The organism is Nocardia sp. CA-120079 (genome assembly GCF_050955745.1).
Lineage (GTDB): Bacteria > Actinomycetota > Actinomycetes > Mycobacteriales > Mycobacteriaceae > Nocardia.
Map to the genome: position 1 here is coordinate 4,829,623 of NZ_CP192088.1, position 20,837 is coordinate 4,850,459.

16 protein-coding genes are annotated in these 20,837 nt (G+C 63.6%); 1 reads left to right on the plus strand and 15 read right to left on the minus strand.

Features of this window, described 5'->3' with window-relative positions:
* Positions 1 to 35: 35 nt before the first annotated feature.
* From ACQPYR_RS22195 to ACQPYR_RS22215, 5 genes are all read right to left on the minus strand, one after another.
* Complete coding sequence (locus ACQPYR_RS22195; RefSeq protein ID WP_433620859.1) at positions 36 to 1,310, minus strand: MFS transporter; 1,275 nt, start codon at positions 1,308 to 1,310, stop codon at positions 36 to 38.
* A complete protein-coding gene (locus tag ACQPYR_RS22200; protein ID WP_433620860.1) occupies positions 1,307 to 2,260 on the minus strand; it encodes an alpha/beta hydrolase in 954 nt (317 codons plus the stop codon). Before ACQPYR_RS22200 ends, ACQPYR_RS22195 begins: the two co-directional genes overlap by 4 nt.
* Complete coding sequence (locus ACQPYR_RS22205; RefSeq protein ID WP_433620862.1) at positions 2,257 to 3,159, minus strand: SDR family NAD(P)-dependent oxidoreductase; 903 nt, start codon at positions 3,157 to 3,159, stop codon at positions 2,257 to 2,259. Before ACQPYR_RS22205 ends, ACQPYR_RS22200 begins: the two co-directional genes overlap by 4 nt.
* Positions 3,152 to 4,663: a flavin-containing monooxygenase gene (locus ACQPYR_RS22210; RefSeq protein WP_433620863.1), complete on the minus strand. Its 1,512-nt coding sequence runs from the start codon at positions 4,661 to 4,663 to the stop codon at positions 3,152 to 3,154. The genes ACQPYR_RS22205 and ACQPYR_RS22210 overlap by 8 nt, the downstream gene beginning before the upstream one ends.
* Before the next feature lie 97 nt (positions 4,664 to 4,760).
* Positions 4,761 to 8,135, minus strand: a complete 3,375-nt coding sequence (locus ACQPYR_RS22215) for a bifunctional cytochrome P450/NADPH--P450 reductase (RefSeq protein ID WP_433620864.1) — start codon at positions 8,133 to 8,135, stop codon at positions 4,761 to 4,763.
* Positions 8,136 to 8,162: 27 nt separating this feature from the next.
* Here ACQPYR_RS22215 and ACQPYR_RS22220 point away from each other — a divergent pair, with 27 nt between their 5' ends.
* Positions 8,163 to 8,768, plus strand: a complete 606-nt coding sequence (locus ACQPYR_RS22220) for a TetR/AcrR family transcriptional regulator (RefSeq protein WP_433620865.1) — start codon at positions 8,163 to 8,165, stop codon at positions 8,766 to 8,768.
* 1,181 nt (positions 8,769 to 9,949) lie between these two features.
* Here ACQPYR_RS22220 and ACQPYR_RS22225 read toward each other — a convergent pair.
* The 10 genes from ACQPYR_RS22225 to ACQPYR_RS22270 all read right to left on the minus strand — a co-directional run bounded on the left by ACQPYR_RS22225 (position 9,950) and on the right by ACQPYR_RS22270 (position 20,784).
* Positions 9,950 to 10,405, minus strand: a complete 456-nt coding sequence (locus ACQPYR_RS22225; RefSeq protein WP_433620866.1) for a PaaI family thioesterase — start codon at positions 10,403 to 10,405, stop codon at positions 9,950 to 9,952.
* A 1,085-nt stretch (positions 10,406 to 11,490) separates the two neighbouring features.
* Positions 11,491 to 11,694, minus strand: a complete 204-nt coding sequence (locus ACQPYR_RS22230; protein WP_433620867.1) for a hypothetical protein — start codon at positions 11,692 to 11,694, stop codon at positions 11,491 to 11,493.
* Positions 11,695 to 11,953: 259 nt separating this feature from the next.
* The gene (locus ACQPYR_RS22235) at positions 11,954 to 12,241 is read right to left on the minus strand and encodes a putative quinol monooxygenase (protein ID WP_433620868.1); all 288 of its coding nucleotides are present in this window, start codon (positions 12,239 to 12,241) and stop codon (positions 11,954 to 11,956) included.
* Positions 12,242 to 12,473: 232 nt separating this feature from the next.
* Entirely contained in the window at positions 12,474 to 13,355 is an 882-nt protein-coding gene (locus tag ACQPYR_RS22240; protein ID WP_433620869.1) for a DUF2637 domain-containing protein, read from the minus strand.
* Positions 13,352 to 14,431 (minus strand): tyrosine-type recombinase/integrase, encoded by a 1,080-nt coding sequence (locus ACQPYR_RS22245; RefSeq protein WP_433620870.1) that lies wholly within the window; start codon positions 14,429 to 14,431, stop codon positions 13,352 to 13,354. Before ACQPYR_RS22245 ends, ACQPYR_RS22240 begins: the two co-directional genes overlap by 4 nt.
* Positions 14,428 to 14,859 (minus strand): hypothetical protein, encoded by a 432-nt coding sequence (locus ACQPYR_RS22250; RefSeq protein WP_433620871.1) that lies wholly within the window; start codon positions 14,857 to 14,859, stop codon positions 14,428 to 14,430. Before ACQPYR_RS22250 ends, ACQPYR_RS22245 begins: the two co-directional genes overlap by 4 nt.
* Positions 14,860 to 15,890: 1,031 nt before the next feature.
* The gene (locus ACQPYR_RS22255) at positions 15,891 to 17,243 is read right to left on the minus strand and encodes an AAA domain-containing protein (protein WP_433620872.1); all 1,353 of its coding nucleotides are present in this window, start codon (positions 17,241 to 17,243) and stop codon (positions 15,891 to 15,893) included.
* Positions 17,233 to 18,750, minus strand: coding sequence for a hypothetical protein (locus tag ACQPYR_RS22260; protein ID WP_433620873.1), 1,518 nt, complete (start codon positions 18,748 to 18,750; stop codon positions 17,233 to 17,235). Before ACQPYR_RS22260 ends, ACQPYR_RS22255 begins: the two co-directional genes overlap by 11 nt.
* Positions 18,747 to 19,892 carry a hypothetical protein gene (locus ACQPYR_RS22265; protein WP_433620874.1) on the minus strand — a complete coding sequence of 382 codons (1,146 nt, stop codon included), beginning with the start codon at positions 19,890 to 19,892 and terminating at the stop codon, positions 18,747 to 18,749. The genes ACQPYR_RS22260 and ACQPYR_RS22265 overlap by 4 nt, the downstream gene beginning before the upstream one ends.
* A 46-nt stretch (positions 19,893 to 19,938) precedes the next feature.
* Positions 19,939 to 20,784: a hypothetical protein gene (locus ACQPYR_RS22270; RefSeq protein WP_433620875.1), complete on the minus strand. Its 846-nt coding sequence runs from the start codon at positions 20,782 to 20,784 to the stop codon at positions 19,939 to 19,941.
* Positions 20,785 to 20,837 lie beyond the last annotated feature (53 nt).

Genomic DNA, 20,837 nt, shown 5'->3' on the forward strand with positions numbered 1-20,837 from the left:
CACTGACTAAATCCGGATTCTTACTGAATCCGCCGTCAATTCACCGAGCGGATTCGTAACACCACGAGACCCCCGAGTAGCGTCAGAATTCCCGCACTGATGAATAGCTCTGTGAAGCTGCCGTCGAAGAGTTCCACGATTACCGCTGCGAAAAGCGGGCTGACTGCGGGAGGCACAGTGAGTGCGATATTCATAATGCCCAGTTCTTTGCCGCTGTGGTTGGCGTCGGGCAGGACATCGGCGCCGAGCGCCTGGTCGATCCCCATGTAGCAGCCGTAGCCGGCGCCTATGACGGCCACCGCTGCCGTGGCGGCCCATAGGCTTTCGGAAAAGACGAACATCACTGCGGAAAGGGTTTGCAGAATTGCCGATCCCACAATGAACGGTTTGCGACGTCCGTAGCGGTCGGACAACCAGCCGCCCAGCACCGACACGCTCAGTACGCTGACGATGTAGGCAACGGTGAGGACCAGCAACGCTTGGCTGGGATCCTCGATGCGTAAGTGGAATTGTAGAAAATAGATCAAAAGGCATGTTGCCAGCGCATTTCCGAAGTTGACCGTAACGCGACCGACCATCGCCCACCGGAAATCATGATGCATCAGCAGCCGAATTGCTGACCCGGACGACGGTTGCAGCGACAACGACACTGGACGGTTGATGGTGGCAGGCTCGGTCGCCCGCGAAAGAGTGAACGGCAACAAGCACAGGATGAGAAGCACTGCAAGTACGGGGTATGCGGTGTCGGCTGTTAATGCGAAGATCGCCACCGACCCTAGTCCGACGATGAGCCCGGCCGCCTGCGCCATCGACATCCACCCGGACACAGTGCCGCGCTGCTCATGCGGAACCCGGTCTTTGATGAGTGCGGTGAGAGACGCTGCGGCCGCGCAGAATCCGAGCATCGCGACACACCACCAGACAGCAATTCCAAGAGTTGTGTGCTGGTTGGCCAACATGGCCAGAGCAAACGCGAGGACAACGCCACCGATGACGATCCATGGACGGCGCCGACCGAATCGCCCTCGGGTGCGGTCGCTCAGCGCGCCCGTGAGTGGTAACCCGACGGCCAAACAGACCGCGGACAGTCCGGAGATGATGCCGAAGTGAAGCACACTCGAGCGCCAACTCGTCTCGTCGGTAGTGATCGCGGAGCCGAGCGTCTCGTTGATCTGGACTGGAAGCAGGTATTGGAACGGCGTGAGCTGGGCCATCCACACGCCCGTCCAGGCAAGGCCAAACGTGAGGCACCACGAAGTGTTCACCCGCTTCATTGTGGGAACGATTCGGGTATCGATGCGTTCGGTCATTGTTTCCTAGTGACCCGCTCGGTTGGTGCTGTGCTGTCGCGCAGAACCCGGATCGCATCGATCAGGATTTCGCGTGCGTGGCCCGCGCTGGCCACTGCATCTGCTAGGTCCAGCCAACCATGAATCAGGTGAGGAAACGGGACATACATGGTGGGCACGTCGGCCGCGATGAGCCGCTGCGCGTACTGCATACCGTCGGGCCGGAGTGGGTCGCAGCCGGCCGTGGTCACCAGTGTGGGTGGTGCGGGAATCGGATCGGGTGCGAGCAGCGGTGCAAGGCGGGGGTCAGGCTCGCGGTCCCCGCGATAGGAGGCCCAGAAATAGTCGATGTCACTGCGATCTAGCCCCATTCCATCAAGACTCGTGTCGCCGCCCTCGATCGGCACATCGAGTCCGGGGTAAATCAGGATCTGTGCGTCGACGGGGTTTCCTTTGGTCGCGCGATGGGCGGCCACCGCAGCGGCCAGGTTGCCTCCGGCGCTGTCGCCACCCACTGCCAGCCAAGTCGCATCCTCTGCGGCGTGCGCAACGACCAGCTCGCAGTCATCGAAGGCCGCTGGGAACGGACGTTCCGGTGCGAGCCGGTAGTCAACTGAAATCACGTGCAGGCTCAGCCGATCGGCTATCGCCCGCGTGAACCGGTCATGTGTCACCGGATTGCCCAGCACCCAACCGCCGCCGTGGAAATAGACCAGCACGTGTCCAGCGTCAGCCGCACTGTCCGGCCGATAACGACGAACCGGCACGGTATGACTGTGTCGACCGGTCTGGATTAGTTCGTCGGTGACCGTCCCGGCGAACGCCGGTTCTTCCCCGCGGAACATTTCCACGAACTCGACGTACTCGGCACGCTGGTCCTCGGGGGACATCGAGGTGCGGTCTGTCGGAACGAGTTGGGATAGTAGTGGTTTCAGATCGGCGGCGGGCACCGGGCGATCGGTGGCGCTCATCGTGCTACCTGCCCTGCGGTTTCCGTGCTGGTGGACCCGCGAGATTCGGTGAATGAGGAAATCCACCCCAATGCTGATTCCAGGCCGTCGACCACGCGGTGATAATGCGAGGGGAACAGTCGCGCAACGACATCGGGAATCTTCGCACTCGCTCCGATGAGCACCCTCCGGCGCCGGTGGACGATGCCATCGACAATCGCCCGAGCGGCCTCGTCCGGCGTGATGGTCAGAACCTTGTCGAATTCGATGTTGTCTTTCTCGGCGGCGGCCCGCTCCTGCGGTGTCATCGCGGATCCGATACGCGCTCCGAGCGCGATGTTGGTCTTGATACCACCGGGGTGCACGCACGTTACGCCGATGCCGTCGGGCTCCAGTTCGGCTCGCAACCCTTCGGTGAAGCCACGGATGCCGAACTTGCTGGTGGCGTACGCGACGTTGCGGGCCGGGGCAACGAGCCCGAAGACGCTGGAGACGTTGACGATGTGCGGAGTCCTGTTGCGGCGCAGCACCGGCAGCAGCGCACGCACGAGATCAATAGGCGCAATCAAATTCACGGCGAGCAGCCAGTCGAAGTCGTCCTTGGAGTACTGCTCGAAGGCTCCGCTGAGCGCGACACCAGCATTGTTCACCAGCAAACGGGTACCGGGGTGGGCGTGGACGAGCTTCTCACCGAGCTCGCGTACTTCGTCGCTACTGGTGAGATCGGCAACGTAGCAGGTGAACTCGGCTCTCGGGTGGCTCGTGCGCAGCTCCGCGAGGGCGGAGTTCAGGCCCTCCGCGTCGCGGTCGACGAGGACGACGTCGGATCCTCGGTCAGCGAGCTGCGTGACCAGGGCGCGCCCGATGCCGCCGGCGGCGCCAGTGACGATGGCGGTCCCGGCGAAGTCGAACTCAGGCATTCAACACTCCTTTGTGCTCGGCGACGTTCTCGTCGCCAGTTGGACTGGGGGCGGTCGCAATCGGGTTGTGCCCGAATTGGAGGGACCGATCGTTGGCGAAGTCACTGCGGAAGAGCCGCAGGTCGAACAGGTAGTTTTGGTGCAACCTCCAGGGCGTGCGGTCGCCCTGCTGAGGGAATGCGCCGATGCCCCGCTGGACATAGCCGGAGTGCAGGTCGACAAACGGGCGCGAGCCGGTGACCTCCGAGCGCGGTCTGACGTGGTCGTAGCCGCAACGGTCGAGGTGGGCGAGCAAGCGGGCGACACTTTGGCTCACCAGGTCCGCTTTGAGCGTCCACGAGTTGTTCGTGTAGCCGATCACCAGGTTGAAGTTGGGCACATCCGACAGCATCATGCCCTTGTAGACAACGGTGTCCGGCAATGACACCGGCCGGCCATCCACTGACAGTGTCAGCCCGCCGAGCGGTACCATCTGCAGTCCGGTGGCCGCCACGACGATGTCGGACTCGATGAGCTTGCCTCTGCTGGTTTTAATTCCCCCCGGGACGAAACGATCGATGGTGTCGGTGACTACCTCGGCGCTGCCTGCCCGGATCGCTGCGAACAAGTCACCATCCGGTACGACGCACACACGCTGATCCCACGGGTTGTACGGTGGGTTGAAGTGCTCGTCTACATCGACGTATTTGCCCAAGGTCCGTTCGGTCTCTCTTCGGATGAGCCACCGGGACAAGGCTGGAAAGCGTCGTGCGGTCTCGTAGGACAAGACGTTGCCTATGACGTTCTTCCAGAACATGATCCGGCTGGTCAACGCGACGGGCACCGAAATTCCCTCGAGCAGTTTGACCAGTGAGTCCTCACCGGGCAGAGACACGACGTATGTCGGCGTTCGCTGCAGCATCGTGACGTGCTCGGCATCCCGGGCGAGGGTCGGCACCAGAGTGATAGCCGTTGCTCCACTGCCGATTACAGTGACCCGCTTGCCGGTCCAGTCGAGGTCGCGCGGCCAGGACTGCGGCGAGAGGATCTCCCCCTCGAATGATTCTTCGCCCTGGAAGCGAGGACGGTACCCTTGGTCGTAGCGGTAGTAGCCGGCGCAAACCGATAACCAGCGGCAGCTGATCCGCATCGTCGTCGTGCCTTTTCCATCCGGGCCCGCCGACAGGGCGGTCACGATCCAGCGGCCTTGTCTGCTGTCCCAGCAGGCATCGGTGACCCGGTGGCCGTAACGGATGTGCTTATCGACCTCGTATTCAGTGGCCGTGTCGCGGATGTAGTCGAGGATCGACTGGCCGTCAGCGATGGCACGGCGGTCGCTCCACGGACGGAACGAGTAGCCGAGAGTGAACATGTCCGAGTCGGAGCGAATTCCGGGATAGCGGAAGAGATCCCAGGTCCCACCCAAGTCGGTGCGCGCCTCCAGCACCAAGTAGGTGCTATTGGGCCGTTCACGCATCAGGTGGCAGGCCGCGCCGATACCGGACAGGCCCGCGCCGATGATCACAACGTCAACGGAGGTGTCTGGGGGTGGGGTTGTGGCGTTGCCGAAGGAGGCAGGGTTGTCAACCACAGTGGTTTCCTTTCAAAGGGGGAGTTGGCTGTCACCAGACGTCGCGCACGTAGCGTCCGTGAACACGCAGGTTGTCCAGCCACCGTTGTGCAGAGCTCCCGCCGTCCTCGCTGTTATCCGAACAGCGACGGTGGATCTCGAGAAGCGCGGCTTCTACGCCCACGCCGAGACGAGCGGCGTCGCCGCATACTCGGATATATGCCCCTTTGTTGATCAGGGACCAGAGTTCGTCGCGGTCGGCAATCATCCGGTCCTGGACGAACTTGTGACCGTCGACGGGCGCGAAGGCGTATGTCGGGCGTAGCGAGACGACTCCCTGATGTTCGGCCTTCTGTAGTTCTTCGCGGTGGAGATAGTCGACGTCGGGGTGGTCACAACCGAAGTAGGTGATGAGGGGAGCGGAATTCGGGTTGGCGACGCGGTCACCGATCATTCCGCGGAACGGGGCCAACCCTGTGCCGGCGCCGATGACGATGGCAATTTGGTCGACGGGCAGGCGAAAGGCGTCGCTGCACGGGACGACCCGAGCCAGGACGATATCGTCCGGACGCAGCCGGGCGAGGTGGTTGGACGCGATGCCGCAGTACCGGCGCCCCTCGCCATCACCGGAATCGCGATGGGGCGCATCCACGACCGAAACCATGAGATCCACCGCGGCAGGATCGGAGACATTCGACGAGGAGATGGAGTACCGCCGGGGACTGATCGCCGGCAGGCGCATCAGGAACGACTCGAACGTTATGTCGACAGAACGGTAGCGCTCGAGCAGGTCCAGGATGCTGGTACCGGCCTCGGATATCGACTGTTCGTAGTCGGTGGGTTCGAGGTTGGCCAGCTCGTCGAGCGGCTTTTGTTCCGGCGGGCACGGGCAGTGCTCCGCGAGGAAGCGAATGTCTTCGGGCGTTGCCGGTTTCTGCAGCTCGAGGTAATCACGCAGGATCTCGCGAGTGGTGATCGGGCGGTCCTCGGGCAAGAAGAGCCTCAGCCGCCGGGGGGCCCGCACACGTACCTGACGGTCCAGATCGAGACCGAAACGTGCCCCTACACGTTCGACGAGCTCGCTGTTGTTGCTCGGCAGCACCGCCAGATGGTCACCGGTGCGGTAGGTGACACCATCAGGCAGCCGTATCCGTAGGAAGCGTTTGGATCGCCCGAGTGGGTGGGTGACGTCGACCAGCTCTCCCGATTCGACCACGGTCATTTCGGTCATGCCGTGCTGTTTGGCCCGCTCGTTCTCGCAGCTTTCGACCGGTTCGATGGTGAGCTGGACGCTTTGGGCGAAGTCGTTCGTCGCAACATCGGCCCCGATGGCATCGCCCGCCATGCCGATGGCCTCCAAGAGGCGATCCGACCAGGCATCCACGATTGCGCCGAAGTTCCCGCCGACGTCCACCGCTCCCCGGTCCACGATCCGTATCGCGCCAGCAGTGGTCAGTTGCTCGTCGATCAGTGTTGGAATGCGCTGGTAGGTCGCGGAATACGTGCGATCACCGATACCGAGGATCGCATACGACAGCCCGTCGAGTGATCCAGGCTGCAACGTTTCGAGCCAGTCGACGAACGCATCCGCGTCGTCGGTGGGCCGACCGTTGTATGACGAGGAGACGATGACGAGCAACGTATCTGGAGACAGATCGCGGAGCTTGCAGGCCGCGTCGTTGAGGGGTGCGACGGTAGTGCGGTGTCCGTGGTCTGATGCGGTAGCGGCGAGTTCGCGGGCGACGCCCGCCGACGTGCCGAGGTTCGAGCCGTGGAACACGGCCAGCGTCGAGAACGTGCCAGCGAACGACACGCGTCTGTGCTGGCGGCGTGGGGTCGCGGTGGCGGCGGGCGGATCGATACGCCGCTCGGCGGGCGTCCGCAGGGCCGGGTGAAGCTGGAAGCTGTCCGGTTTGATCGTAAGCGTCATGCCGATGTTCAGCTGATAATTGGCACGGTCGTCGAGATGGAACCGGTGAATCAGCATAGCCAGCACAAGAGTCGCCTCATGGAGTGCGAATTGTCTTCCGATGCAGGCTCGTTCGCCGTTGCCGAAGGGCTTGTAAATATGTCCGGGCCGGGAGCCGATGGCTTCCGGCGCGAACCGGTCGGGATCAAAACTGTGCACGTTGTCTCCCCATTCCGGCTGCCGATGCAGCGCCGGGATGAAGACCTGGATGCTGTCGCCGGGACGGAAGGTGTATCGCCCGCCGACAACGGTCTCCTTGACCGGAGTGACCGCGTATCCCGGAGCTGTCGGCCAGAGACGAAGTGCTTCGTCAAGGATCTGACGGATGTAGGTGAGCTTGCCGACATCCTCATAGCTGGGGTCGATGTCGTCGCCGGAGCCCCACAACGTATCTACTTCGCGTTGCGCGCGGCTGAGCACCGCCGGATGTTTGACGAGGTAGTAGAGCGCGAAGGACAGTGCGGCACCCGTTGTTTCGTGACCGGCGATGAGGAACGTCATCACCTGGTTGCGGATGTTCGCGTCATCGAGCGGTTCGCCGCTGCTCGGGTCGGGCGTATTGAGCATGCGACCGAGTAAGTCGTCGATGCGGCCGGGATCTTCGGCGCGTCGCCGTTCGATGAGCGAGGTGATGAGATCCTGCATCGACTCGATATCGTGTAAGTACGCCCGATTTCGGCGAAAGTGTATTCGGCTCAAGAACTCTGGCAGCCCACTCAACTCTTGGGCATGAGTCAGTGCCTGGATCATCGACGCTACGAAGGGATGCAGTTCCTCCTTGGTGAAGGAGTCGAATTCGTATCCGAAGCCGCACATTCCGATGGTGTCGAAGGTGAGGCGAGTCATATCTCGAGAAACATCGACCGTCAGCCTCCCGCGCGCCCGAAGTTCCCAGTAACCGATCAGATTTCGCGCGGCGGCCACCATCTTGGCGTGGTAGTTGTGCATCGCCTCTCGAGTGAAAGACGGCATCAGGATGTTGTGGGCCTTACGCCAATTCGGCTCCTCGTTATACGCGGTGAAAAGGCCGTCGCCGCCGATGTCCCGCAGCCGTACGAGGTCTGTATGCAGACTCTTGACGAATCGGTCGGTGTCGGAGAGCTCGGCAACCAAATCCGATCCGGCGACCAGAATCTGTTCGGTGCCGAAGATACGTAACCGGAATATTGGGCCCAGTTCCTCGGCCTCCGTCAGGAGATAGTCCATCAGTTGTCCGCCGCGGGGGATTCCCAGCGCGTGCCCTACGAACGGCAAGCCTGCGCGTTCGGGGATTGCTTGTGACGTTGCGGTGGGTGGGTTTCCCATCAGCATCTCCCTTGATGTGTCGTCTGTCGCATCCCCCGTCCACCACGACGACGGTACCACCAACTTGTTCGAGTGACCATGTCGTTCGAACAAGTTTTTCGGCCAAGGGAAACAACCTGGTAAGAGGCTTCTAGACTGTGAGCCATGGCCCACGTCCCAGCTCCAGAACGCCGCGCTCAGTTGATCGCCGCCGCGATCGACCTACTGATGCGTGATGGACCCGCGGCTGGCAGCACGCGTGCGATCGCGGCCGAACTCGGTGTCCCGCAGGCGACCTTGCACTATGTGTTCGGCAGCAAAGAAGAGCTGTATCGTGCCGTCATCAGGCAACTCACGAACGAACTCGTCGAGTACGTCCGGACTGTGGAAGTTCCCGCTGCCGCAGACTTCGACGGCAGTGTCGCTAAACTCGCTGAGCGTCTCTGGCAGACGGTGATCGAGCAGCCCGGCAAACATCAGCTTCTCAGCGAACTTTCCATGCTCGCTCTGCGCTCACCACAATTCCGTGACATGTTCGAGGAGCATCGCTCTACCGTCGAACAGGCGACCGCGTCCCTCATCGAGGAAACCGCCCGGCACTTCGGTATCGAGCCCGCTGCAAACACCCTTTATCTCGCCCGATACTTCCTGGCGGCCGTAGACGGTCTCATCAACCAGCACCTAGCAAGCCCCGACGCCGACTCCGAGGCATGGTGCCTGGATTGCGTAGTTCGATCGACAACGGCGCTAGTGAATGGCCACTGGACCGAGGCAGGCATACCAACTCCAGGCAGCGCGGCGCGTTAGCGGCGGCTGCCATGCATGACTATCCATGCAATGGGGGACGGTAGAGGGTTGCGCGCCGTCCTCAATCTCACTCCGCGCATCTGACCAGTGTTGATCTTTCGCCACAGATTGCGGTGCGGGGCAGCGAATGTGGCGGCCAGGGGACACCACCTTGCTCATGGCCAGCTGACCCCGCCAGCACTCTAGCCAGCCATCGGCTGCTTGGGCGCAAGTCCGTGTGCCCGTAGTCGGCTCGTCGAACCCAGAGGCCCTGGCCAGTCCCGTCGCTCTGGAATGCGACAGGGGTGGGGTGCAGTTTGGTCTCGGTGCGAACCTTCCAGCCTTTACTCCAGTCGCGGACGCACCTGCGGCTCGGCCGTCCTGTTTGCCGTACCTGCTTACGCGATCAGCAATACTTGCCGATAACGAACGGCTATATGTCCAAGTCGAATTCAACCCGCCATTGAAAAGCGGCAGTTCGCTACCTCAGCGACCGAGGATACGAGGAGTCTGAATGCCGCGAGCGAGGGCAACGCGCTGGTGCGCGGATCGACCGGCGCGTTGCGACCTACGCCGACCTCCCGCCGACCCCGACCGAAGGGCGACAGCGACGGTGCCCAGTACGTCGTCGCGGCGACGATCTGCAGTACATCTATCGCAGCGGACCGGTTGAATGCCCAACGGACAAAGCATCAAGATCCGCGGCGCACAAGGCAGCTGGAAGTAGCCGAGCCATGACCGTCTGCCGAATTCGTGACCGGGCTGACCGAGGTCTTTGTCCCGGCGGAGGGCGGGGTCTCAGACGGCGCCGCAGGTCGGCGTGCGGCGGAACCGCCACGCACCGGACCTTCGATTCCGGCATGGCGTGCTCTCGTCGACGACGTCCTCGCGTTCGCTGGCATGTCGGCGCGGCAACCGAGTGTCGCCCTCCGCCAGTTCCTCATCGTGGATCGAATAGGACAGGGCGCGATCGGGTTTCCAGCCGCACTCGGTCTTTGGTCATGACGATGTGCTGGCTAGCCGGGAGGCTCGCTGTGTCGCTACACCGATGTTGGACAGGTGAGTCCGCGCCGTCGCCGCACCCTCCGTTTCTGGAGTGCGCGGAGGGCTCGACATCCATAGTTGTGAGGTCAGCCTCCGCCGTCTCTGTGCCCCGTCCATCCAGTGCGTTGTTACGTGTCCGGCTCTCCCGGAGTATGTGATCACAACGCTCTATGTCTGGGCCTGTAGAGATAGGTTCCGGTCACGAACGCGATCGATGCGCCATTGACCGGAGATATCTCCGATTGCGCCGAAAGCACTGTACGGCCCGAAGACAGTATTCTCGCCACAGCTACCACGGATTTCCCAGTGGTATTTCCGATCAAATTCGTGCTCAACTGAACGGCGAGCGGAAATTGGGATTGATCGCTATCCTGCAAATTGAGCAACCCGAGCATCGAGTTCGCCACGTCACCCAGCTGAATAAGTGACCCCGCCGCGAATACGCCGGTCGGCTGGGCAATCTCCGGCCGCCAATCCATGATCATATGAACCTCCGATTCGGAGGCGTATAATGGCCTGATTCCAAGAGTTTGGGCAAGGTCGACACCATCTGGTGGGACGGTCCGATCCCATAATTCGAAGAGCTTTTCAGTCCTGGTTTCGCTGTCTACCATCTATTTACCTGTCGCTCTGCTGTGGACTGTTGCTGTGTCCTGACAGCGCTTCCGTAGCCCAGAATCCTGCTGGGCACGACATTGAACTCGTGTTTGAAGCTGCGGCTGAAGTGGGCGTTGCCGTGCAGCAACGCCGCAACGACACAGCCGTGACGGTCCACGGCGCGCGAGAAGTCGCAGTAACAGGCGTTGAGCTGTCGGACTCGGATCCCTCTGCTGACCATGGTGCCAGTGCAGGTGAAGACCAGGTGTCTTGTGCGAGTGGACCGTCCGTCTGCACTCGCGATCAAAGAAGCGGACAGACCGAATGGTCAAGATAGTCTTGGTGCAGCCCCGGATTACGGATCAGTGGTGTGGCCCCGCGCGGATGGAAAGCGGGCTTCCGCCAGTGGCGTGAGGACGTAATCGACCGTCTCGAAGAAATTCTTGCTGCGACTGCCGACGGAGCATCGGTAACGCTACCGAATTCCCGTGTAATTGCGAGCAGACCTGTGCGGGGGAGGGGTGAGCCGCTGCCAACCGATTTTGATGCCAAAGTGGCGAGCGGTCGAGACGCAGGATCAAGGACAGATCGATGCCCCTGCAGCTGACAGCACCTTCGAACCGCCCATCAGCCGAGAGCAGCGTCCGGCCTAGATGGCCCTCGGTGCTCCATGTGTCGAATGCGCCATTGCCTGAAGACCTTTCGGTCGTGCAGGCGATTGTCTCGGTCAAATCGGCCCTACTTCCACTGGCTTGCGCATTTGGGAAGACGCGTCGAGCCAACATCAGTCAACACCTGCGAGGCGCGATTTCGCAGCAAGGCGTGCCGTCAGGCGGAACGCAGTTGAGTTGGCCTGCCGAGACGGGCTGAGCAAGTGCTACGCACGGCGCGCTAAACCTGTTGGGCGCACAGGATCGAGCAACGTGCCGATGTCGTCGATGCCGGCATCAACGAGATCACTTGCGAGCCTGCTGATCCTCGACATCTCGCGATCCCTTCGCGAAATCGTCGGTATACATGCGAAATGCTTCCTTGTATTACGCCTGATGAGCTGATGTACGCAGCGGTGTCCGCCGCCGAAGCTGACCTTCGTGCGCGGCAGCTAATGCGTCGGTCCGCCGCCCTTGTCGTGTGCTGAGAGGTGTTCGAAGGTTTTGCCAGTGGTGGTGATGGTCCGGGTGACCTCGCGGCCGCCGTAGACCCAGAATATGCGCATGGTTCCGGTTCTGCGGTTGAAGAATCGGTGCGGGATGCCGGCGGGCACCCACGTCGCATAGCCTGGCTCGAGATCGAACTGCCAGGCCATCGATCTCCGCGGTCGCTTTGCCTTCGAGCACCAGCACCGATTCCTCAACATTGTGACTGTGAAGTGGTAGGCCGGTGCCGGCTGAAAAACGGTCTGCCCAGTGGTGATCACGGCGGTCTCGGAATTCCACTTGCCAACGTAGGGAAGGGTGGCGACGCCACCACCACGTTCGAAAACTTCCACCGTGTCGGGGCGGATGAGCAGATTGGGCGCTTCGGGTTCATGGCACATGCTGTGAAATCCTTTCCGGGACAGAATGTTACGAATAGTGGAACAATCGGCGTGAGAGCGTGTTGACCTGACTGTCGGGCACGACGTACTTGCCGACGGCTTCGCGCCAGATCTTGTAGTGCGGAGCCGCGCGATGCGCGGCGACGGCTGCTTCGTTGTCGTATACCTCGTGGAACACGAAGTGGAGGTTGTCATCGAGATCGCACGCGACGTCGAAATATCGGCAGCCGGGCTCGTCGGTGAAGGAACTTCGGGCGTTCTCCTCGATGGCCGCGAGGAATTCGTCGCGGCAGCTGGCAATGACCTGTACGAACATGCTCGTCCGGGTCGTCTGAGCGCACATACCAGTACGCATCGGCGGACCGAAATCCATTCCATTGCATTCCCAGCGAAACGGAATGAATTGGAAGGCAATGGAACGGATGGAAGGGAATCCGCGATGCTCACGGCGGTCACCACTCACGTCGCGGCCGAGCCTCGGTCAGCGCCAGTTCCGGCTGCAGTTGGCTCGTCTTGGTACGACAGTCGGGCCAGCGGCGGTGCGATTGTCAGCAGCCGGCGTGGGAGCACGGTCCCCCGGAAATGTCGTCGGTGTCAGCCTGTTCCGTACGGACATTGCTGGGCGCGGCGATGATTTCGGTGTCTGGGATGTCGATTGTTGCGGCGTCGCTGAGTATTCGACTGATCGTCGAGCGGCTTTTGTTCAGTTCTCGTGCGATTCGGGTTGGTGTCCACCCATCGAGGTGGTGGTGAGTCAGTGCTCGGGCGACTGTGTCGGGATCGCGGCGGCGGCCGGGGTCTCGTGCGCACAGAAGCGCGGCCACTTCCCTGAACTCTGCGTCGGTGCGGTTGGCTAACGGCGGTGGCGTGCGCACTTGATCGCTGTCGATCATCACCTCGAGTTGAGTCGCTGCCGGTGTGCACATGTTCTGCGGTGCGCACTGATCAGTGGTGGCCGAAGCGCTGTCACTGTGGGTGGTGGTGTGGGCGAGCGCGAGCAGTGCGACCGTCGCCTGGGCCATCGAGCCCTCGATGATCAGCGGCCACAGCCATGCCTCCCCGTGTGGGACGCCGGCGGTGATCGCGAGTGACCGTAGTGCGGTGAACGACAACCAGAACGCGCCGGTTGCGATGAGAGCGGTCATCGCGGTGGCGATCAGATGTGTGCTGCGGGCTCCTGCGTGCGCACGCGCGAGTACCGAAACGCCGTGCACGGCCGCCAGCAAAGCAAGGGGTGGGATGATTGCGACGGCGGGGAGTGCGGTGTCGTGCAGGACGGCTTGGGTGGCGTTGCCGGTGATGCTGACCGTGGCTGCCGCGGTGAGCACTGTCCAGAAGAAGCCGTGTGCACGCGGCTTTGGTGTGGTCGTCTCGGGCGCAGCGGTGCGCACGTCGCCGGCTGTGGGTGAGGTGAGGGTGATCTCGGTCATGACAGTCCTTTGTCGCGATGTGATCCGCGTGCGGACGGCGTATGCGTGCCCGGCTGGTGTCTGGGCACGAGCGGATGCGGTTCGGCGGTGAGTATCGACAGCGCAGCGGCGACTTCTTGGAGATGGGATTTGACGTAGGTGGCAGTCGTGCCCGGGGCTTTGCCTCGGTGTCCGGCGTATTCGCGGGCGACGGCGTAGCTGAAGGTGCGTTCGACCCAGGTGAGGGTGGTGTGACGTAGCCAGTGCATGCTGATGCCTTGGGTCGCGACCCACGGCAGGGCCTCGCCGACTCGCCTCCAGATGTAGTCGAAACGCCGTGCGGTGATCGGTTTTCCGTTGCGGTAGCGCAGCAATTGCCCCGACTGCGGGCTGTTCCGTTGCTCGGCGTGGTCGAGCAGGTGTCGCATCAAGGTCGGCGACACCGGTTGCCACCGGTCGGTGCCGTCCTTCTCCCGCAGATACACCAGGCATTGGTCTGGGTCGAGGTCGTGTGGACGCAGCGCGAGCGCACCTCCTCGGCGGCAGGCGGTTTCGATGTGCAGACGCAGGATCAGGGCGTCGAGTTCGGGGTCGTCGCCGGTGGTAGCCGCGGTCTGGCAGATCTCGGCCAACTGGCCCGAGGGGATCGCGTAGCGGTGTGAGGGGCGTCGCACGGGCATGGTGAGTTGGCGGGCGGGGTTGTCACACGGGCGGATCCACCCGTTGTCCTCGCCGTAGCGGTAAATGCAGCGCACCGCGCTGATGAAGTGCTGCACCGCGCAGGCGCCGCCGCGGGAGGCGCGGTTGGTCTGGGCGGCGGCTTGGATGGAGCGCGCTTTCTCCTCGAGGTCGGTCTTCGTCGGCTCGTCGAGGCGGTGATCGCTCCACGCTGCGAGGAGGTGCTCGAAGTGGGTGTTGTACGTGCGCAGCGTGCCCTCCGACAACCGCGCCCTCACCTTGGGGATGACCTCGCCGAAGGTCGGTGCCGCCGCACCGGTGGTGACGAGATCGGCGGGAGAGATACCCATCTGGGTCAGCAGCACTCGCGCGGCGGCAATGGTCTCGGCGTTCGCCGCAGGCTGCGTCAGTGTCGTCATCGCCGCGCCGCCTCGAGGACGCGCAGGCTCGCCGCACACAACTCGTCGAGCGCGACGGGCGGATGGATCAGCAACTGGTTGCGGGTGCGGTGCCCGATCAGCAGGGCACGGTCGCCGATGAACAGGCTCACCCGGCGCCGCAGCCGATACGGGATACGGAAGAACCCGCCCGCGGTGACAAGGACCGGCCCATCCGCGGATGGGCGGGCCAGCAGCACACCCGCATCCAGGCAGCTCAACTCCAGGCGAGTTCCCGGCCGCCAGTCCAGGACGGCGTAGGCGTGCTTGTCGATGACGCGTCCGGCTTCCCCGACGGTGCACACTCCATAGACGACCTCACTGTTGGCGACACGCGTCGCGGTCGTGGACACGGGGCCGTGGATGAGTTCCTGCAGCGGCGACTGGGGCGGGACGACGGGTGTGATCACCGTCGATCACCCCCGCCAGCAAACATTCCCGAGGGTGCCGAGGAGTCGATTTCCGGCAGGTGTGCCACATATCGGCGCAGGTCAGGGCATGGAATCACTGGTCAACCTCCGTGTGTGCGAGTGCACTCGCACACACGGCACCGATATCCAACAAAAATGTTGCAGATCCGTGCGCGAGAGGGGACTTGATCACAGATCTCTGTCATCGATGACGCGGATTGGTGTTCAAGTGGAGGCTATTTCGGTTCGCTGGAGCATAGCATAGGGCCGCCGATGATGCTGCAATTTCTGTATTCTGGTGAGTTGTAACGTTTTTCGGTACTGCGGTGGAAGTAGCTGAGTGGGGGACCGTTGTGACGTTCTGTCGATTGGTTCGGTTTTGGCCTGTTGCCTGCTTCAAATGGGTTGTGGCTTGGGTGGAATCATTGATCGGAGTGTTGTGAGTTGTGATGCCGGTCGCGTGTTGTTGGCGACCGGCACGGTGGTTGTAGGCCAGCTGGTTGTTGGAGTGGATTTTCCCGCTGTGGGTGGCTGATCCGGTCACGTCACGCCGCGGCGCAAAGTCAAAATCCTGTCGTTAGTTGGGGGTTCATGTCGGGAAGGATATCGACCAATACACCAACCTGCTACAACACCGAAAACTGCTGGTCAATGGCAGATTACGGTGGCGTCATGATTCTGGTTCGGGTCGCTGCGGTTCGGTGCCACGCGGGCGACTGCGTGCTGCCCGGCTCCACATGCAGAGCGCCGCGGGCACCGGCCACGCCAGTGGGACAAGCCGATAGTGCTCTACGTTTGCCGCCGACGCGCGAGGATCGGTGAGCGGCGGCGTAGTGAGGCGTATGTCATCTTCGTTGACGTCGGTGTCCGGGCTAGCATCGCGTCGATGCCGACGTCCGCGTAGTCGACACTCGCACACTGTGGACAACGGCAACGATCTCGCTCAATTGGGAGCTCCCCCGCAAAAGTCGCGGTTGCCACCCCTTGGCCGGAGTACAGTCGTCGGCTTCCTCCGATAGGGAGGCCTGGAGTCAGCCGGCTATCCGATGCTGTGCGAGCTTGCTCATGACGACTTGATTGGCCTCCCAGCCGTCGGGGAACTTCGCGGGCATCGACAAGTGCACCGGATCGGTCGACGGATGGGTGTCGAGAAGGTCAGTGATCCCTTCGCGGGCGACGACAATACACGCCTGTCGGTGCCGGGAGGTGAGGACGCACAACCGCCCGGCCTCCAGGTGGAAGGCGGTGGCGTCTCGACGACCGGACAATGGGTGCACCACGATGACGATCTCGAATTCGCGACCTTGCAACCGATTGGCGTTGTCGACAGTCACGCGCGAAGCATTTGGATTGCCTGTGCAGGCGAGAGCTATCCGGACAAGATCGGCCTGGTCGCGATGGGCGACGCCGATGGCGATGTCAGTGGCATCTATGACCCGGCCGCTGCGATGGCGCTCACATGTCGCGACCGCGCCGCGATCGAGCAGTCTGCCCGCCAGGTTCGCGGCGGTCTGGATTGTTTCGGCGTCGGTGCGCGGGACATGGCGTCGGGGGAGTTCGTGCAGTGCCCAGCCGGTTGTGAACGCCATGGCGAGGGTTTCGTCCAGATCGGTGCTGCCGAACCCCACGGTGCGAAACTCCAGGTGGCGAGTGCCCTCGGTGGTTCCGGATGTGAACCGGGGAAGTAGGAATGGGTAGAACGCCTCTGCGATGGTGGGCACGGCGGTGGTCGGCAAGCGCCAGGATACGGGTAGGCGGTGTAGGGGGGTGTTCGGGTTGTGTTGCAGCATCACGGTGACGCCGTTGCGTGTCGGGTCGTGCGGCAGTCCGATCCATCGTTCAGTTCCCACGACGGTGAACGGGTCCAGCTGCCCGGGATCTCCGACGAACAGGCCTCGGTCGAATCGTTCCACGATCTGCAGCAGCATGTCCGATCGCATTTGGTAGGCCTCGTCCAGGATGGCCCAGCCGAATTCAGCATCGCGGATCGTGGCCCACTTGGCGGAGGTGGCGACAATGATCCGGCATGCGGCCAGGTCGCCAACTGTGCCGGCGACCATTGCGTTCGCGCACGTCTGCACGGGCGGCTGGATGCGGTAGTCGGCGGCGCTGAGCCGTCCGATAGGGGTGCCGGGGTGCGCGGCGGACAGCCGGACGATCAGGTCGTCGACCTGACTGTTGGTCTGGGCGACGATGATCGGGCGCTCGCCGCCGTCGACGAGGTCGCCCGCGGCGCGGACGACTAGGGTGCTCTTGCCCGCGCCCGGTGGTGAGTCGACCACCACGGCCTTGTGTTCGCGCTTGCCGAGGTCGGCCAGGATCGCCTCGGTGGCTGCCGCGGCCCGTTCGGCCGCGTTGATGTGGCCGGTGTGTTCAGGCGTCATCGCCCCACTCCTCTGCGGCGTCGGCATCGGCTGTCTCGGGGCCCGGCTCGGCGGTGCTGTGCGTCCACGGTGTGTGGCCGCGGTCCGGGAAGACCGGGATCGGCCGCCAGCCGGGCGCGGGCAGGTATTTGAGGTACTGCCCGTGGACGGGAATGGTTCCGGCCTTCGGGATGCGGCCCCCGCCCATACCGCCGGTGATCTCGATCGTGACCAGACTGGCGTCGTCGTCACGTTCGGTGGAGATGATCGTCGCCTTGTGCCCCTTCGGCATCGACGGGCTGACCAGGCTGATGCCGTCGGCCAACCGGGTGGGATCGAGGGTGCGGACGGTGATCAACGGCCGCCGCACGCGGCTGTTCTTCTCTGTCGTGACGAATCGGTCCGGCTCGGCCGCGACGACCTCCCCGGCGAACGCCTCACCGACGCTGCGGCGATCGGCGAGAACGAACGGGTCGTCCAACGCCATATCCGTTTCGAGGTCGGCCAGGGCTCGCTCCAGCCTGCTCAGTCGCCGGGCGGCGGCGATCGCGTTGTCCCGCTTGGGTTGTGGCAACGCGGTGCCCGTGTCCTGGTAATCGGAATAGGCTGTGAAGGACGCGCAGTCGCCGTCGAATCGTGCGGCGGCGCGCGGTGCTTCGGGAACCCCGCGCAGGAGCGAGACGGCCGTCCACATCATGCGCCACGTGGGTTTCATCTGGTCGTTGAGCAGATCCCGCAGTTCGGCGTGGGTGGCCGCCGCGGCGCGCTCGTCACCGGCCGCGCGTGCGGCGTCGGCCCGCTTGATGGCCGGGGCCAGATAGGTGTTGTCGAATTCCGGTGATGTCGACGGGCCCGCGGGCGGGCACACGGTTGGGTTCTCGGCATCGGCGAGCGCCTGTTCGACGGTCACTCCGGCCGGGGGTGCGATCCACGCCAGGAGCGAGGCAAGGTTCCGATCCTCGAGTGCGCTCTGACCGGTCGCCCAGTGCTCGGCGAGTAGGTCAGTGGCCACCACCAGCATCGATGTTCCGGCCTGCTCGGCCGATTCGGCCAGGAACGTCAGCCACATTCCGGACTCGGGGACGACGGCGGGTACGGGGTAGGGGCCGGTGGTGCGGCGGAACCGGCATATCCGCCCAAGGTCGGCGAGTACTCGGATACCGCCGGGATTCGGCACGATCAGCTGTGGCGCGTTGCAGTACCGAGAACTTTTTTCCTTACTGCGAGAAGGGATTTCGCGGCGGTTCAGGCGAAAGGAATTCAGGTAGTCCAGGACGATCCGGCCGAACTCGGCGGCGAACGCAATCCGCTGGTTCCGGTCACGCGGCTGGCCGACGACCAGCAGCGTCGGAGATCTCTTGGCGTCACCGACCAGCACGGACACCGGGGTGCCCGCCTCTCCCGCCATGGTCAGGGGAACCACCACCAGGGGGCGTTCGGACAGCCGCCGGTGCCGGAACCTGGTGAGCGGCACCGCGGTCATGGTGGCCATGGCTTCCACGTGCGCCAGCGCCGACACCCGGCTCACGGTGCGACTCCGGCGGCCTCCCGCAGCGCCTCGTCGCGCAGCCGAGCGGCATGGCGGAGTGCGACGGCCATCTCGGCCTGATCCTCGTTCGGCTGCCAGTCCTCTCGGGCCAGCCCCAATGCCATTGTGGTGGTATCGATTCCGCCGAGGTATTCACGCACCGTGGAACCGAGCACGTCCAAGGAATGTTCGGCGCGGGCTCGGGAGCGGCAGAAGAACGCCATCTCGCAGTGGTTGAGGCAGTCCGGGCGGTAGTTGGCCGGCACCGCCTCCAGTGCCGCGATCAACTCCGGTACCGGACGGTGTGGTCGTTTCGCCTCGTCGATGGCGAGATCGAAGGTCAGATCCTCCGGCAGCAGGTCGACCAGATCGCTGATGCTCTCGATGCGGGCCAGTTGCCGGGTGAGGGTGGCGACCTGTTTGGTGGCGTCGACGAAGGCGCCCGTCGGGCGGTTGGTGAAGTCCTTGGGACCGACCAGAACGATTGTGTCGGAGACGGAACCGGGCTCGATACCTGCATCGGCGAGCATGGCCCGCAGCGCGATGATGTACGCGCTGGCCTGCGTCGTCGCCGCCCGGACCGAGATCGGATCCGCCTGTTCGTCCACGATCGGGAAACTCTTGATCTCCACGACGTAGAAGCGGCCGTTGATGCGGAAGGCCACGAGGTCCGGTTCCAGAAAAACCGGGTGGCCGCCCACGACGAGCCGGAGCATCGGGCTGTCGTAGAGGGTGGCCTCGCCCTGGCCGCAGGCGGCGGCCACCAGCAGCCGCGTGGTGCGGGCATGGCGAGTCGCCGGGCTCGGGTCACCACCGACCTCCGCAAGATCCTCGTACCCGGCCTCCGGCAGGGTAAGCCCGAGCGTTTCACGCAGGATGCGAAGGAGTTCCGCGCAGCCGTTGGCCTTCACCATGGTCTCGAAGGTCTTGCCGCGGGCGAAGGCGAAGGACGACTGTCCGAAGGGAGCGGGGTACCCGGCGTGCGTCGCGATCTTGCCCTTGTCCGAGCCGGAAGCGTCCAGGACGGCTCGTAGCGTGCAGCGGGGATTGTTCTCCAGCGCCGCCAGGGATCTGGCGCTGTACGTCAGGCGCGGAGTGGATCCGCGCAGAGCGTCGAGACGTCCTTTGGCAGTTGCCTTCACAGCGTGTCGTGTTCCTCATGTGGGGTCGAATGGGTATGGGGGAGATCTAGTTTCCGGTGTTGGCCTGGAGCTGCCGGACCTGGCGCAACGGTGCGCCGAACAGTTGCTGGTCGCCGGTGAGCTGCTTGCGTGCTCGTCGGGCGGATTCGGTTCGGGTACGGCGGTCGGCGTCGGCGTGCACCTCGAGTTCGGCGCGGGCCGCATCGATCACCCGGTCGGTATTCGGCGCGCCGCCGTGCGCGGCCGTGGGCGGCATCGCGTCCGGGATGTTCGCGGCGAAGTGCCAGAGTAGCCGCAGTGCCGCTGCGGATGGTCCGGTACCGGCGGACTCGGCCGCGCCCTCGACCGCCTCGGCGATGCGGATTGCGCTACTGAGGAAGTTCACCCGTGGCGACAGCGGACCGATGATCCGCTGTTCCAGAGTCCAGGTGTTGATCGTGACGAGTGCTCTTGCGGGAGCTAGTAAGTCGTGGGACAGCGCGGGACATAAATAGTACGGTCGTGCACCGGGCGCGGATCGATACGAGCGTTCCTCGTCCCTGCGCAGACTCGAGAGTTTGGCCGCGGACAACTCGCCGGGGAAGAACGCCTCGTGGACCCCGACAATGAGTTTCGGCGCCGCGGGGGTCTGCAACAGCATCAGTGCGCGATGCACGTGCTCCCGCGCGGGCAGCACCGCCGCGCGGGGTGCCGGTGCGTTCGGTTGATCGAAAGGCGCGGGCGCAGGGGGCGATTCGTCCGCATCAATCAGGACATCCCAGGCGCGCTCGGTACGGCGGAGCTGTGAGCGCAACTCCGTCGCCCGCTCGGTGTCACCGGATGCGGCCGCGTCGCGGATCGCGCGCCGCAGCTCGGTGATGCGTTTCTCCAGGACATCCAGCGGGTCACTCATGGGCCCACCGTACCAGAATCCAGAATCTTCCAGAATTGCCCAGGGTTGGTGTA